The sequence below is a fragment of the Vescimonas sp. genome, assembly GCF_057856985.1.
In genome coordinates this window covers 26580-40620 of record NZ_DBLZXX010000005.1, presented here as the reverse complement: position 1 = coordinate 40620, position 14041 = coordinate 26580, and the positions used below count along the sequence as shown (strand labels likewise).

At 63.9% G+C, this 14041-nt stretch carries 14 protein-coding genes; 8 read left to right on the top strand and 6 right to left on the bottom strand.

Going from position 1 to position 14041, the window contains the following annotated elements:
• Entirely contained in the window at positions 1 to 993 is a 993-nt protein-coding gene (locus ACZM22_RS05740) for an ABC transporter permease (RefSeq protein WP_489543398.1), read from the top strand.
• Positions 994 to 1063: 70 nt separating this feature from the next.
• Entirely contained in the window at positions 1064 to 2419 is a 1356-nt protein-coding gene (locus ACZM22_RS05735; RefSeq protein WP_489543397.1) for an 8-oxoguanine deaminase, read from the top strand.
• 41 nt (positions 2420 to 2460) lie between these two features.
• Here ACZM22_RS05735 and ACZM22_RS05730 read toward each other — a convergent pair whose 3' ends face one another.
• Positions 2461 to 3129 (bottom strand): beta/alpha barrel domain-containing protein, encoded by a 669-nt coding sequence (locus ACZM22_RS05730; protein WP_489543396.1) that lies wholly within the window; start codon positions 3127 to 3129, stop codon positions 2461 to 2463.
• Between the two features lie 144 nt (positions 3130 to 3273).
• Here ACZM22_RS05730 and ACZM22_RS05725 point away from each other — a divergent pair, with 144 nt between their 5' ends.
• On the top strand, positions 3274 to 3801 hold the full coding sequence (locus tag ACZM22_RS05725; RefSeq protein ID WP_484424243.1) for an O-acetyl-ADP-ribose deacetylase: 528 nt from the start codon (positions 3274 to 3276) through the stop codon (positions 3799 to 3801).
• A 56-nt stretch (positions 3802 to 3857) separates the two neighbouring features.
• On the opposite strand, the gene ACZM22_RS05720 is transcribed toward ACZM22_RS05725, so the two are convergent.
• The gene (locus ACZM22_RS05720) at positions 3858 to 4967 is read right to left on the bottom strand and encodes a DUF362 domain-containing protein (protein ID WP_489543395.1); all 1110 of its coding nucleotides are present in this window, start codon (positions 4965 to 4967) and stop codon (positions 3858 to 3860) included.
• Positions 4968 to 5058: 91 nt separating this feature from the next.
• On the opposite strand from ACZM22_RS05720, the gene ACZM22_RS05715 reads away from it, so the two are divergent.
• Both ACZM22_RS05715 and rsmA read left to right on the top strand, forming a co-directional pair.
• Positions 5059 to 5934: an RluA family pseudouridine synthase gene (locus tag ACZM22_RS05715; RefSeq protein WP_483268081.1), complete on the top strand. Its 876-nt coding sequence runs from the start codon at positions 5059 to 5061 to the stop codon at positions 5932 to 5934.
• Between the two features lie 91 nt (positions 5935 to 6025).
• Positions 6026 to 6883, top strand: coding sequence for a 16S rRNA (adenine(1518)-N(6)/adenine(1519)-N(6))-dimethyltransferase RsmA (gene rsmA / locus ACZM22_RS05710; RefSeq protein WP_489543394.1), 858 nt, complete (start codon positions 6026 to 6028; stop codon positions 6881 to 6883).
• Positions 6884 to 6940: 57 nt separating this feature from the next.
• On the opposite strand, the gene yqeC is transcribed toward rsmA, so the two are convergent.
• Positions 6941 to 7606 (bottom strand): selenium cofactor biosynthesis protein YqeC, encoded by a 666-nt coding sequence (yqeC, locus tag ACZM22_RS05705; RefSeq protein ID WP_489543393.1) that lies wholly within the window; start codon positions 7604 to 7606, stop codon positions 6941 to 6943.
• 220 nt (positions 7607 to 7826) lie between these two features.
• Here yqeC and ACZM22_RS05700 point away from each other — a divergent pair, with 220 nt between their 5' ends.
• Positions 7827 to 9140, top strand: a complete 1314-nt coding sequence (locus tag ACZM22_RS05700) for a G5 and 3D domain-containing protein (RefSeq protein WP_489543392.1) — start codon at positions 7827 to 7829, stop codon at positions 9138 to 9140.
• Positions 9141 to 9182: 42 nt separating this feature from the next.
• On the opposite strand, the gene ACZM22_RS05695 is transcribed toward ACZM22_RS05700, so the two are convergent.
• Both ACZM22_RS05695 and ACZM22_RS05690 read right to left on the bottom strand, forming a co-directional pair.
• Positions 9183 to 10142, bottom strand: coding sequence for a tRNA dihydrouridine synthase (locus tag ACZM22_RS05695; RefSeq protein ID WP_489543391.1), 960 nt, complete (start codon positions 10140 to 10142; stop codon positions 9183 to 9185).
• A complete protein-coding gene (locus ACZM22_RS05690; protein WP_489543390.1) occupies positions 10135 to 10476 on the bottom strand; it encodes a GIY-YIG nuclease family protein in 342 nt (113 codons plus the stop codon). Before ACZM22_RS05690 ends, ACZM22_RS05695 begins: the two co-directional genes overlap by 8 nt.
• Before the next feature lie 95 nt (positions 10477 to 10571).
• Here ACZM22_RS05690 and ACZM22_RS05685 point away from each other — a divergent pair, with 95 nt between their 5' ends.
• Positions 10572 to 11327 (top strand): hypothetical protein, encoded by a 756-nt coding sequence (locus ACZM22_RS05685; protein ID WP_489543389.1) that lies wholly within the window; start codon positions 10572 to 10574, stop codon positions 11325 to 11327.
• Between the two features lie 10 nt (positions 11328 to 11337).
• Positions 11338 to 12612 carry a methionine gamma-lyase family protein gene (locus ACZM22_RS05680; RefSeq protein ID WP_484437136.1) on the top strand — a complete coding sequence of 425 codons (1275 nt, stop codon included), beginning with the start codon at positions 11338 to 11340 and terminating at the stop codon, positions 12610 to 12612.
• A 286-nt stretch (positions 12613 to 12898) separates the two neighbouring features.
• On the opposite strand, the gene pfkA is transcribed toward ACZM22_RS05680, so the two are convergent.
• Entirely contained in the window at positions 12899 to 13876 is a 978-nt protein-coding gene (gene pfkA, locus ACZM22_RS05675) for a 6-phosphofructokinase (protein WP_489543388.1), read from the bottom strand.
• Positions 13877 to 14041 lie beyond the last annotated feature (165 nt).

Here is a 14041-nt window from a genome sequence, read left to right as displayed (position 1 = left end):
ATGTTTTTTAAGTTTATTGTATCGTTCTTCCCTCGTGCCGTCATGCAGGGTATCCCTCTGCTGTTCGGCAGCACCGGTGAGATCCTGACGGAGAAATCCGGCAACCTGAACCTGGGTATCCCCGGCATCATGTACGTTGGTGGCATAAGCGGCGTCATCGGCGCGTTCTTCTATGAACAGAGCGCCGCCCAGATGAACGGCTTCCTGGCCGTGCTGATCCCCCTGCTCTGCTCCCTGCTGGGCTCCCTGCTGATGGGCCTGCTGTACTGCTTCCTCACCGTGACGCTCCGCGCCAACCAGAACGTCACCGGTCTGGCCATGACCACCTTCGGCGTAGGCGTGGGCAACTTCTTCGGCGGCTCCCTCATCAAGCTCACCGGCAGCGAGGTCCCCTCCATTGCCCTGTCCAAGACCAGCCTGTTCTTCAAGACTACCCTCCCCGGTGCGGACAGCACCGGCTGGTTCGGCGAGCTGTTCCTGTCCTACGGCTTTCTGGCCTACGCCGCCATTCTCATCGCCATCGGCACGTCCTACTTTCTGAACCGCACCCGTCCCGGCCTGCATCTGCGTGCCGTGGGCGAGAGCGCTTCCACTGCCGATGCCGCCGGTATCAACGTCACCAAGTACAAGTACCTGGCCACCTGTATCGGCTCCATGATCGCGGGTCTGGGCGGTCTGTACTACGTCATGGACTATGCCAATGGCGTGTGGTCCAACAACGCCTTCGGCGACCGCGGCTGGCTGGCCATCGCCCTGGTCATCTTCACCATCTGGCGTCCCAACACCAGCATCTGGGCCTCCATCCTGTTCGGCGGCCTGTACATTCTGAACATCTACCTGCCCACCGGCACCCAGATGGCTGTGAAGGAGCTGTACAAGATGCTGCCCTACGTCATCACTCTGGTGGTGCTGATCATCGTCTCCCTGCGTAAGAAGCGGGAGGATCAGCCCCCTGCGTCCCTCGGTCTCTCCTACTTCCGCGAGGAACGCTGACCACACACAAAAAGAGTAGGCCGCTTGCGGCCTGCTCTTTTTTCCTATCTATTTTTAAGGAGGAAACGCCATGTCCACCCTGCTCATCCGGAACATCGCCCAGCTGGTCACCTGCGATGACGGCGACCGCATCCTGCAAGGCGCCGACCTCTACTGTGAGGCCGGTTTCATCAAGACCATCGGCCGCGATCTGGACGTGGAGGCCGACCGCGTCATCGACGGCAGCCATATGTTCTGCTACCCCGGCCTCGTCAACACCCACCACCACCTGTACCAGGTGTTCTCCCGCAACCTGCCCCAGGTCCAGAACATGGAGCTGTTCGACTGGCTGCGCACACTGTACGAGATCTGGAAGAATCTGGACGCCGACGTCATCCGCCTGTCCAGTCTCACCGGCATGGGCGAGCTGATGAAGCACGGCTGCACCACCTGCTTCGACCACCACTACGTCTTTCCCGCCGGCAGCGGCGACCTGCTGGGGGCGCAATTTGCCGCCGCCGATGAGTTGGGTATCCGCATGTACGCCAGCCGCGGCAGCATGGATCTGAGTAAGAAGGACGGCGGTCTGCCGCCGGACAGCGTGGTGCAGACGGTGGACGAGATCCTGCGCGACAGCGTCCACGCCATCGAAGCCTACCACGATGCGTCCTACGGCGCCATGCACCGTGTGGCGCTGGCCCCCTGCTCCCCATTCTCCGTGTCCGCCGACCTGCTGCGCGAGAGCGCCAAGCTGGCTCGCCAGTACGGTGTACGGCTCCACACCCACCTGTGTGAGACCAAGGACGAGGAGAACTTCATGCTGGCGCGGGAGGGCGTCCGCCCGTTGGCCTACATGGAGCGGCTGGGCTGGATCGGCGATGACGTCTGGTTCGCCCACGGCATCCATTTCAACGATGAGGAGCTGCGTCTGCTGGCCCAGACCGGTACCGGCGTGGCCCACTGCCCCATCAGCAACATGAAGCTTGCCAGCGGCGTGGCCCGCATTCCCGAGATGCTGGAGCTGGGTGTGCCGGTGGGCCTGGCGGTGGACGGCTCCGCCTCCAACGACGGCTCCAGCCTGCTGGAGGAACTGCGGATGGCATTCCTGCTGCACCGCCTGACCTCCAGCCGCAGGGCCCCCACCGGCTACGACGTGCTGAAGATGGCCACTCGCGGCAGCGCCCGCCTGCTGGGCCGCGACGACATCGGCCAGCTGGCCGAGGGCAAGTGCGCCGACCTGTTTATGATCGACGCCCGCCGGCTGGAGCTGGTTGGCTGCGGCTGCGGCGTCGGCGACCTGCTGGGCACTGTCGGTGTCCGCGGTCCCGTGGACTATACCGTAGTCCATGGCCGCGTCACCGTGGAGGACGGCCGCCTCACCACCGTGGATGAGGAACAGCTGGCGCGGGAAGCCGAGGCCAAGTGCCGCGCCTATCTGGCCATGTAGCAAAAACGCAGGGCCGGTATCTACCGGCCCTGCTGTGTTCCTTATTCCAGCTCGCTGCGATTGCCCGCCATGGTCTTGGCAAACAGTGACGCACTGCTGGGCGGTGTGTAAGTGATGGCGTTGGCCCCCGCGCGGATGGTGGCCAGGATGCTCTCCTCCGTGGGGCCGCCGGTGGCGATGATGGGCAGCTCCGGATAGCGCTGCCGCAGGGTCCCAACGATCTCCGGCGTCCTGGCCGCACCAGACACGTTGATGATGTCCACCCCCGCCGTCAGGTAGGGCTGGATGTCCGTATTCTCCGAGATGACCGTATACACCACGGGGATCTCCACCGCGTCCTTGATGGCATGGATGGTCTCCACCCCGATCTTGCTGTTGCACACCACGCCGTAAGCCCCCTGGTGCTCCACGTAGGCGGCCATGCTGGCGGAACGGACGCCGTTGGTCAGGCCGCCGCCCACACCGCAGAACACCGGCACCTCCGACACGCCGATGATAGCCTGTGTAATGGCAGGCTGGGGCGTGAAGGGATAGACGGCGATGATGGCGTCGGCGTTGATATTCTTGATGATGGCCACGTCTGTGCTGAACACCAGCGACTTGATACGGCGTCCGAACACACGGATGCCGCTGCACTCGCTGATGCAGCGGGGCACGGACAGCGCGTGCTTGCGCAGGTTGCCCTCATAGGCCGGTACAAATTTTCTCACTGGTATTCCTTTCCCGCTGCGATATGTCTATTCTGATCGGTTAATTATACCACGCGGTCGATGCTCTGTAAATATTTCCCATTAAAATTTGAACAGTTTCTTAATACTGTCTGCTTTTCTGCACTTTTCTGTGAGGTGACTTTTATGCTTTTCATCGTGCTGGGCGACATCACCCGATCTCACGCTGACGCCATCGTCAACGCCGCCAATACCTCCCTGCTGGGCGGCAGCGGCGTGGACGGCGCCATCCACCGCGCCGCCGGACCGGAGCTGCTGGCGGAGTGCCGCACGCTCCACGGCTGTGAAACAGGGCAGGCCAAGCTCACCGCAGCCTACCGCCTGCCCTGCCGCTATGTCATCCATACCGCCGGTCCCATCTGGCGGGGCGGCGGACACGGCGAGGCATCGCTGCTGGCCGCCTGCTACCGCAATTCCCTGGCGCTGGCGGCGGAGCACGGCTGCCGCAGTGTGGACTTTCCCTCCATCTCCACCGGTGTCTATGGCTATCCCGTGCTGCAGGCCGCCCACGTGGCCCTGAAAGCCATCATGGACTTCCTCCGCGGTCATCCGGACATGGATGTGCGCATAGTCTGCCACGGGGAGGACACCCTCCACGCCTATCAGGTGGTGTGGAACATGCTCTATCAGGACGTGAGGCCCCACGAAGAATAAAAGAAGCCCTCCGGCCCATGAAGTGGGTCGGAGGGCTTCTTTTGCGCACCAATGCGTCAGATCTTGATGAGTTCGTAGTCTCTGACGCCGATGCCGATCTTCTCGCCGTGCTCCAGACAGCTGCGCCAGTCCGTGTCGGGGTGGATGCGCCGGAAGTGGTCGTGCTCGTGGACATGACCCTCTCCATCGTCGACGGCGGACCCCCGCAGGGGCGTCTGGGCGTTGACCGCGTCCACGCAGGCCATGTCCAGTGCCACGGGATCGAACGATGCGAACATGCCCACATTGGGCACGATGGGCATATCGTTCTCCGGACGGCAGTCGCAGTTGGGGGACACATCGATAACCAGTGAGATGTGGAAGCAGGGCCGCCCGTCCACCACGGCCTTGGTGTACTCCGCGATCTTCCGGTTCAGGTTAGTGGTGGTCTCGTCCCAGTTGATCTGTACCGCGTTCTTGGGACAGACGGCGATGCAGCGGCCGCAGCCCACGCATCTGTCGTGGTCGATGACGGCCTTGCCGTCGGCGATGATCGGTGCGCCGTGGGCGCAGATCTTCCAGCACTGGCCGCAGCCGATGCACAGCTTCTGCTTCACATGGGGCTTGCCGGCGTTGTGCTGCTCCATCTTACCGGCGCGGCTTCCGCAGCCCATGCCGATATTCTTCAGGCAGCCGCCGAAGCCCGCCTCCTCATGGCCCTTGAAGTGGGTCAGAGAGATGAACACATCCGCATCCATGACGGCGCGGCCGATTTTGGCATTCTTCACGTATTCGCCGCCCACCACCGGTACCTCCACCTCATCGTTGCCCTTGAGACCGTCGGCGATAATGATCTGACATCCGGTGGTCATGGGGCCAAAGCCGTTGAGCATGGCGCTGTCCATGTGGTCCAGGGCGTTCTTCCGCCCGCCCACGTACAGGGTGTTGCAGTCGGTGAGAAACGGCTTGCCGCCCCGCTCCTTCACGAAATCCGCCACCGTTTTCGCCCAGTTGGGCCGCAGGAACGCCAGGTTCCCGGGCTCACCGAAGTGCAGCTTGATGGCCACGTACTTGTCCTGGAAGTCGATGTTGCCCATGCCCGCCGTTTTCATCAGCCGGGTCAGCTTCCGCTGCAGGTTCTCGTGATAGTCCGCCCGCAGGTCGGCAAAATAGACCTTCGATGCCATTTCGTCATCCTCACTTTCGTGGATAGTATTTTCATGATACCACATTTCCCCCGTTTGTGCTATACTCTTTTCATCGAAAGGAGGTGCCGCCGTGCGCATCTTGTCCCATACCGTCATCGCCGCGGAGTCCGGCCGCACCGCCAAGGAACTGCTGCGCGGCCTGTGGCACATCTCCGGCAGCCTGCTGAGCCGTCTGAAATTCCGCGGCGCCATTACCGTCAACGGTGCGCCCGTCACGGTGAATCACCTGCTCCACACCGGCGATATCCTGCAAGCCGATGTGTCTGACCAGCCCGGGGAGAATCCCCACATCCTGCCGGTGGACTACCCGCTGGCCATCCTCTACGAGGACGAGGACCTGCTGCTTCTGGACAAGCCCGCGGGCATCGCCATCCACCCCGCCGCCCTGACGGAGGAGACCGCCACCGTCGCAGGAGCTGTGGCCCACTACCTGCAAAGCGACAGCTTCCACGCCGTGAACCGGCTGGACCGCGGCACCACCGGCATCATGGCCGTAGCCAAGACCGGCTTTGTCCACGCCCGCTGCATGACCCTGCTCCATACCAACGACTTCCAGCGGGATTACCGCGCCGTGTGCGACGGCCTGCCGCCCCAGCCGGAGGGCGATATCGACCTGCCGCTTGGCCGCGCGGAGGGTTCCCTGCTGAAGCGCTGCCCCGATCCCCACGGCCAGAGCGCCCACACCCACTATCAGGTGCTGTCCGCTGCCAACGGTCGTGCCCTGCTGCGCCTGACGCCCACCACCGGCCGCACCCATCAGCTGCGGGTCCACATGGCCGCCATCGGCTGCCCACTCACCGGCGACTGGCTCTATGGCACGGAGGATCGCACCCTCATCGCCCGCCCTGCCCTCCACAGCTATCACCTGCGGATGGTCCACCCCGTCACCGGCGCCGTCATTGATGTCACCGCGCCCCTGCCGGAGGACATGCGCCGCCTGCTTTGATCTCGCCAAAAGAATATACCCATACCAGCCATTGTCAAGCCGTTTCTTTCGTGGTATACTGGACCGCAAGAACGACAAAAGGAGCAATGCCATGGATCTCTGCGACCGCAATGACATACAGGCCCTGCTGGCACGGCACGGCTTCCGTTTCTCCAGGGCTCTGGGCCAGAATTTCCTCATCGAGGGCTGGGTAGCGGAGGACATTGCCGCCGCCAGCGGCGCGGATGCCGATACCGGCGTGGTGGAGGTAGGCCCGGGCATCGGCTCCCTCACCACCCAGCTGGCCCGCCGCGCCGGTAAGGTGGTGTCGGTGGAGCTGGACCGCCGCCTGTACCCCGTGCTGGCGGAGACCATGGCCCCCTACAAGAACTTCACACTGGTGGAGGGCGATGTGATGCAGCTGTCCCTGCCCGCGCTGGTGCAGGAGCATCTCGGCAGCCTGCGGCCCGTGCTGTGCGCCAATCTGCCCTATAACATCACCACGCCGTTTCTCACTGCCTGCGTGGAATCCCACTGCTTCGACAGCCTGACGGTGCTGATCCAAAAAGAAGTGGCCCAGCGCATCTGCGCCGCCCCGGGCACCGCAGACTACGGCGCGTTCACCCTGCTGATGCAGTACTACACAGAGCCGGAGCTGCTGTTCACCGTGCCCAGCACCTGCTTCCTCCCCGCCCCCAAGGTGACGTCCGCCGTCATCCGCTGTAAAACCCGCCCCGCCCCGCCGGTACAGGTGCAGAGCGAGGCCGCCTTCTGGCGCACCGTCCGCGCCGGCTTTGCCCTGCGGCGCAAGACGCTGGTCAACAGTCTGCAAACCGGCTGGGAGCTGCCCAAGGACACCCTGACGGACATCGTCACCGCCTGCGGTCTGGAGCCTGCGGTCCGGGGTGAACGGCTGGGTCTTGCGGAATATGCCCGCCTGTCCGACGCGCTGCTGAACGCCAGTCGATAAGTTCACATAACAACACGCGAGGTATGCTCATCGCATACCTCGCGTGTTCTGCATTTTTCACGACAGCTTTTCCCAGTGCCGTGTCTGTAACGAACCTGCTGCAACGGGTACACCCGCCGCCTTCACAAAGCTGGCCGCCCAGGGCAGAGCTGTTTCCGGCGCGTCCACCTGGTTGACGTAAATCACATCGCACAGCCCCTCCGCCGCGATGACGCGGGCAACCATTTCCGGCGTGATGACCGAGCCCCAGCCGACTCCTGCCAGCCGCGCGAAAATGGCTGGACGGTGGGCCGCCTGTCGGATGGGCTGACCGAAGGCCGAGGCTCCCACCACGCAGATGGTCCGCGTCCGCTGGGGCGGCAGCACTGGCTCCCATGTCTCGTGCGCCTTGGCGGGCAGGCGTTTGGAGCCGTCCGCTTCCACCAGCACGAAGTCCGCCGCCTGCTGCCAGCCGTCAAAGTCCGGTGCGGTCAGCTTGCCCTCCGGTGTGAAGCTCCCTGCACAGGCCACGCCCTCTGCCGCCAGCGCCGCGGACAGCTGCTCCGCCGTCTCCGCAAACGGATACTGGGGCGGCTTCATGATGTGGGTGGTGGTGGCCAGCAGCACCGTGCCGCAGGGCCGCAGCTCCTCCGCCAGCTCGTACAGCAGACTGGTCTTGCCGCCGCTGCCGATCACTGCCGTGAGGCCCTGTGTGACGCCCAGCAATTTCCAAAGCGGTTCCATACCTCCACCTCCTGTTTTTTCCCATCATACCACGCCAAACTACCTCTTGCAACGGAAAACAGGTGCAAATCGTCAAAAATCACGGTAAAACTTGACAAAAAATCCAGATGGTGTTATACTCCACAAGTATTTCTGATCGGTAACAAAAGTTACAAATTGTTTCAGAATCTTTTGCCGCCCTGTTTAAGACTCCCTCAGAGCGGCCATACTGCGAGGTACTATGGAACGAATCGAACCTGTGAGACGGCCCGCCGCACCGGTGCGCCGCCGCCCAAAATTGACTCCCGTTTCCGTGTGCCAAGCCATCCACGACGCTCCTTACGGTCTTGCGCGCCTTGTGCGCCGCGGCGTCGGTGCCGTGGGTTACTGGCTGGCCTGGACGTGGGACGCTGTGGTCACTGACCAAAAGCAGATGTATCACGACTTTCTCCGCTCCCGCTTTGTCACCCGCTGGCGCGCCTTCTTCCGCAGCCCCACCCTGACGGGCTTCACGGCGGCGCTGCGGAGCAACTGGCTGGTGCGCCTGACGGCCATGGCCGCGCTGACCGCCGCCATCTTCGTAGGCGTGTCGCTGGACCCCTCCGTCCCCACGCTGGACGCCATCTGCATTCTGGTGGACAGCTCCGGCCCCCACGTGGTGTCCCAGGACACGGAGGAGCGGGACACGGGCTACCTGTCCCTGCGCCGCAGTCTTGGCGGCAGCCACGACATGCAATACCTGCTGCCCGCCGGGCAGAGCATCAACGTCACCCACAATGGTCAAACTATCACCGCCGTCTCCCAGGCCGAGCGCCTGCCTGCTTTTCTGGACCGCTGCGGCATCCAGCTGGGCAGTGACGAGATGGTGGAACTGAACCTCACCGGTGACGAGCTGTCCATCCGCATCAGCGGCACCCTGACTTACCAGCACTTCGTGACGGTGGAGACGGACTACGAGATCAAACGCACCCCCGATCCCCTGATGGACCAGGGTACGGAGGAGATCATCCGCAAGGGCGTGGCCGGTCAGATCGTGGAGACGTATGAGGATACGGTGGTGCGGGGCGAGGTGGTCTCCACCCGCTACGTAGGCGCCAGCCACGACACCTCCCACGCCGAGCTGATCCGCTACGGCACCCGCGTCTATGAGGTAGACCGCGATGACACCATCGAAAAGGTGGTGCCCTACGACAGCGGTGAGGGCGGCATCCTGTACTTCAAGTCCGGCGTTACCATGACCTATTCCAAGGTCATGACCTGTAATTCCACCGCCTATTACAGCGGCGGCGACGGCGGCGCAGCCTGGACCACCGCCGTGGGCGCCAAGGTGGGCATCGGCACCATTGCCGTGGACCCCACCGTCATCCCCTACTACACCAAGATGTTCATCCAGACCTCCAACGGCAGCCGCGTCTACGGCATGGGCACCGCCCTGGACTGCGGCGGCGCCATCAAGGGCAACATCGTGGACCTGTGGTTCCCCTCCTTCGCGGACTGCCGCAGCTGGGGCCGCCGCAACGTCACCGTGTATATTCTGGACCGCAAGTCCTCCTGAAGTGTATGAAAAAATCCCCTGCGGCGTGCCGCAGGGGTTTTTTCATGTTTCAATGACCGCGTTTTCCCGCAGGGGACAGTCTCCCAGCAGCCGCTGGGCCGCCGCCTGATACTCCGCCAGCGTGCGTGCCTTGCGGATGGCCTTCAGTTCCCGCTCCGCGCCGTCAAAGCTGCCGCTCAGATAGTTCCACAGCTCCCGCATCCGGTGCAGCACCGGCGTATCGCCGGACAACCGCCGCCGGTAATCCGCCAACAGCCGGTGATGGAACGCCTCCAGCTCCTGCCGCGACGCGGCAGCGCCGCCCCGCAGCCGGCGGCCCAGCGCCGGATCGGCCACCAGTCCCCGTCCCAGCATCACCGCCCGCACCTGGGGGTATTGGCGGCAGAAGTCCTCCGCCTCCGCCACGGTGAACAGGTCGCCGTTATACACCGGCGGCTCCCGCCGCCGCGCCAGTGCCAGCTCGAAGGCGTCACGGTGCACCGCCCCGCGGTAGAACTCCTTCTGCACCCGCGGGTGGACGATGAGCTCCGACACGGGATATTTTCCGTAGATGGCCAGCAGCCGCCCCCACTCCGCCGGATCGTTCTTCCCGATGCGGGTCTTGATAGACACCCGCATGTCCGGCAGCGCCGCGAAGACCTCCTCCAGACACCGATCCAGCTCCTCCGGATAGGCCAGCAGCCCCGCCCCCTTGCGCTTGGCGGTGACGATGCCGGAGGGACATCCCAGATTGAAGTTGACCTCCCGAATCCCCATGGCGTACAGCTCCCGCGCCGCCCACACGAAGTAGTCCCCGCGGTTGGTCAGCAGCTGGGGCACCGTGTCCGTCTCCCCCTGCGACACCTCATCCAGTTCCTTTTGCTGGAACGCCAGGTTCCCGTTGGGCGACAGGAACGGCGTAAAATACTTGTCCACACCGCCGAATACCTCCCGCTGGGCCCTGCGCCAGATGTAGGTGGTCAGCCCCTCCATGGGTGCGGCGTATAGTTTTATGTCAACCATTCGATCCCTCCTCCAGCAGGTGCGCCAGCGTCTCGCCCCGTACCGGGGTGTAGTCGTACTGCGCCAGCGCGGGGAACACCTGCCCCACCTGCTCCGGCACATTCAGCAGCGCCAGCTTCGCCGCCCGCGGCAGCGTCTTGACCGCGTACTCCAGCCGTGCCGCCGCAGTCCTCTCCCCGCAGCGCCACAGCCCCGCCAGCTCCTGCGGCGGGTGGGAGCGGGTGTACTTCGCGCCCCTGCCCGCGGCGTGCAGCGCCATCCGCCGGTGCAGATCGTTGGTCATTCCGGTGTAGAGACTGCCGTCCCCGCAGACCAGCACATAGACATAGTACAAGACCTCCGCCCCCTTTCTTTCCCCATCATACCCGATATTCCTTGCATTGGCAACAGCCTTATGATAAGATATGGTGTTGGAAAGCGAGGGATACTATGACCCTTTTTGACTATTATCTGCAATACATGACCCAGGTGTGGGAGGGCAAGCGCCCCGCCCCGGAGGGCATCACCCTGCCTGAGGACGGCGACGAGGCCGCCCGCATCCAGACTTTGGGCCGGCAGCTGCAAGCCATGGGCATGGCGGCCTTTGTCCGCGCCTGCGCCGCGCAGGACGGCACGGTGCTGCCGGAGGAGCTGTTCGTCACCGAGAGCAGCGATCTGGGCGGATTTCAGGTCTTCCTGCAGGGTGCGGAGACGCCGGAAGCCGCGCCGGAAGCTCCTGCCCAGCCGCCGGAGCCGGACCCTGACGCCGGCAAGCACGCCTTCGAGGTCTTTCTGGACTGCATCGCCATGGACGATGGGCTGGTGCAGTACCTCATTGACGTACTCAAGCGTATGGACCGCGCCGAGTTCTTCAAGCTGAGCCAGATCACCACCAAGCTGGACCTGGACCCGGAGGAGTTCCTGTACTGGCTGGCTCACCGGCAGGACTACGCCGGTGAGGATGAGCGGGCCTGCGCCGCCGTGATGGATGCCGTCCTGCTGCGTCTGGCGGAGGAGGGACGGCTGGATGCGGTGGCCGCCCTGCTCAGCGGCGACCGGAAGACCTTCGAGGCCCTGCGCTGCGAGGCGCCGGAGCTGGTTCACGCCCCTGTGGCCACCTACGACTGGTACGCGCAGCACTATCTGGATCGGGACTACCCCATCCGGCTCATCATGCGCCTGAACGGCGTAAAATTTCCTGACTGAGGTATCGAACATGCTTGAACAATATAAAGCTCTGGGCGTCAGCGACGCCGTGCTCACCTTCGGCGAGGGCGTCCTCGCCGACCTGAAGGATCGCTTCGCCGGTATCGACGCCATCGCCGAGGCCAACCAGATGAAGGTCATCGCCGCCATGCAGAAGAACCGGCTGGCCGCCAACCATTTCAACCTCTCCTCCGGCTACGGCTACGACGATGAGGGCCGCGACACGCTGGAGCGTGTCTACGCCGACTGCTTCGGCGCCGAGGCGGCGCTGGTGCGTCCCCAGATCACCTGCGGCACCCACGCGCTGGCGCTGGCGCTGGGCGCCAACCTGCTACCCGGCGACGAGCTGCTGAGCCCTGTGGGCGGCCCCTATGACACGCTGGAGGAGGTCATCGGTATCCGTCCCTCCGCCGGCTCTCTCAAAGAGTACGGCGTCTCCTACCGGCAGGTGGATCTGCTGCCGGACGGCAGCTTCGACTACGACGGCATCCGCGCCGCCATCGGCCCCCAGACCAAGCTCATTACCATCCAGCGTTCCAAGGGCTACGCCACCCGCCCCAGCTTCTCCGTGGATCAGATCGGCCAGCTCATCGCCTTCTGCAAGCAGTGCAAGCCGGACGTGATCTGCATGGTGGACAACTGCTACGGCGAGTTTACCGAGCTGCGGGAGCCGTCCGACGTGGGCGCGGACATGATCGTGGGCAGTCTCATCAAAAACCCCGGCGGCGGTCTGGCCCCCACCGGCGGCTACGTCTGCGGCAGGGCTGATCTCATCGACCGCTGCGCCCGCCGCCTGTCCGCCCCAGGTCTTGGGCGGGAGGTCGGCGCCAATCTTGGCCTGCTGACCCAGCTGTATCAGGGATTTTTCCTGTCCCCCACCGTGACGGCCTCCGCCGTAAAGGGTGCGGTGTTTGCCGCCGCCTGCTACGAAAAGCTGGGCTTCCGCGTGGTGCCCTCCGCCGCCGAGACCCGCCACGACATCATCCAGGCCGTGGAGCTGGGCAGCCGCGAGGGCATGGTGGCCTTCTGCAAGGGTATCCAGTCCGCCGCGCCGGTGGACAGCTATGTGACCCCCGAACCATGGGCCATGCCCGGGTACGACAGTGAGGTCATCATGGCCGCCGGTGCCTTCGTGCAGGGCAGCTCCATCGAGCTCTCCGCCGACGGCCCCATCCGCCCGCCCTACGCCGTGTACTTTCAGGGCGGCCTGACGTGGTATCACGCCAAGCTGGGCATCCTCATGAGCCTCCAGAAAATGCTGGAGGCCGGCCTCATCTCTCTTTAATTATGTAAACTTACAGAGACAGCCCTTCCGCTGCCAAATCACCATTTTCAGCGCCGTCTGCGAGACGGCGGGCCGGTTCGCCCATATCTACGCTCCGGCCGCCCCATCATCACCGCCTGCTGTGCGGCCCTCGTGCTGTGGAACCGCCTGTTCCTCAAGGAGAAGCTGAGCCGGAAGCACTGCGCCATGATTTTACTGGTAGCCGCGGGTATCGTGATCGCGGGGCCGTACAACGCATAACAACATAAAAAGAGGAGACGCGGCGCGTCTCCTCTTTTTATGTTGTTTACCGGCCGCTCATCACAGTCATGACCTCCATCTCCTCGGGGTTCAGGGTCTTTTTCATGGCCAGCCCTTCGTCGATGTCTACACTGATGATCTGCTCGCCCTTGGCGCAGATGATGCAGTTGGTCTTGCCCTCTGCCAACACCTGCACAGCCTCATAGCCCATGCGGGTGGCCATCACGCGGTCCTTGGCGCTGGCGTTGCCGCCCCGCTGGATGTGGCCCAGAATGGTGACGCGGGGATCCAGTCCCAGCTTTTCGCGGATCTCTTCCCCCACGGCGATGCCGCTGGCCGCGCCCTCAGCCACAACGATCATGAAATTGGTCTTGCCGCTGAGCCGCGCCCGCCGGATCTTCTCCGCTACATGCTGTTCAAAGTCGTACTCCCGCTCCGGCACCAGCACTGCCGTTGCTCCCACGGCCACGCCCACATACAGCGCCAGATAACCGGCGCGGTGGCCCATGACCTCCACCACGGAGCAGCGCTCATGGGACTGCATGGTGTCCCGCAGCCGGTCGATGCACTCCACCGCCGTGTTGGCGGCGGTATCGAAGCCGATGGTGTAGTCGGTACAGACGATATCGTTGTCGATGGTACCCGGGATGCCTACCACGGAGATGCCGAACTTGGACAGGTCCTGTGCGCCGCGGAACGTACCGTCGCCGCCGATAGCCACCAGACCGTCCAATCCCAGCAGCTTGCAGGTGTTGGCCGCCTTCTGCTGGCCCTCCTGAGTACGGAACTCGTCGCACCGCGCGCTGTACAGGATGGTGCCGCCGCGGTTGATGATGCGGCTGACGCTGGCGCCGTTCATCTCCATGATGTCGCCGGAGATCAGGCCGGCGTAGCCCCGCCGGATGCCCACGCACTCGATGCCGCGGGCCAGCGCACTGCGGACCACGGCACGGATGCAGGCGTTCATACCAGGTGCGTCTCCGCCGCTGGTCAGCACGCCGATACGCTTGACTGCATTGCTCATAAGATCTCTACCTCTTTCCTCGCTGCCGGCGCCCGCAGGTGCCCGCTATTGCTGCATTGCCCGTATTGTACCATACGTTCGGGCTGTTTGCAACGTCCTTTTCACGAAACTTGTCCCGTGCCTTTGGTCCCTTCCCGTAAATTCCCCCTTGACAAATCCGCCGCG

Bases quoted from the DNA above. Each gene is read 5' to 3' on its own strand.
- ACZM22_RS05740 (WP_489543398.1), top strand. From the start codon at position 1: ATGTTTTTTAAGTTTATTGTATCGTTCTTCCCTCGTGCCGTCATGCAG.
- ACZM22_RS05735 (WP_489543397.1), top strand. From the start codon at position 1,064: ATGTCCACCCTGCTCATCCGGAACATCGCCCAGCTGGTCACCTGCGAT.
- ACZM22_RS05725 (WP_484424243.1), top strand. From the start codon at position 3,274: ATGCTTTTCATCGTGCTGGGCGACATCACCCGATCTCACGCTGACGCC.
- ACZM22_RS05720 (WP_489543395.1), bottom strand. From the start codon at position 4,967: ATGGCATCGAAGGTCTATTTTGCCGACCTGCGGGCGGACTATCACGAG.
- rsmA (WP_489543394.1), top strand. From the start codon at position 6,026: ATGGATCTCTGCGACCGCAATGACATACAGGCCCTGCTGGCACGGCAC.
- yqeC (WP_489543393.1), bottom strand. From the start codon at position 7,606: ATGGAACCGCTTTGGAAATTGCTGGGCGTCACACAGGGCCTCACGGCA.
- ACZM22_RS05700 (WP_489543392.1), top strand. From the start codon at position 7,827: ATGGAACGAATCGAACCTGTGAGACGGCCCGCCGCACCGGTGCGCCGC.
- ACZM22_RS05695 (WP_489543391.1), bottom strand. From the start codon at position 10,142: ATGGTTGACATAAAACTATACGCCGCACCCATGGAGGGGCTGACCACC.
- ACZM22_RS05685 (WP_489543389.1), top strand. From the start codon at position 10,572: ATGACCCTTTTTGACTATTATCTGCAATACATGACCCAGGTGTGGGAG.
- ACZM22_RS05680 (WP_484437136.1), top strand. From the start codon at position 11,338: ATGCTTGAACAATATAAAGCTCTGGGCGTCAGCGACGCCGTGCTCACC.
- pfkA (WP_489543388.1), bottom strand. From the start codon at position 13,876: ATGAGCAATGCAGTCAAGCGTATCGGCGTGCTGACCAGCGGCGGAGAC.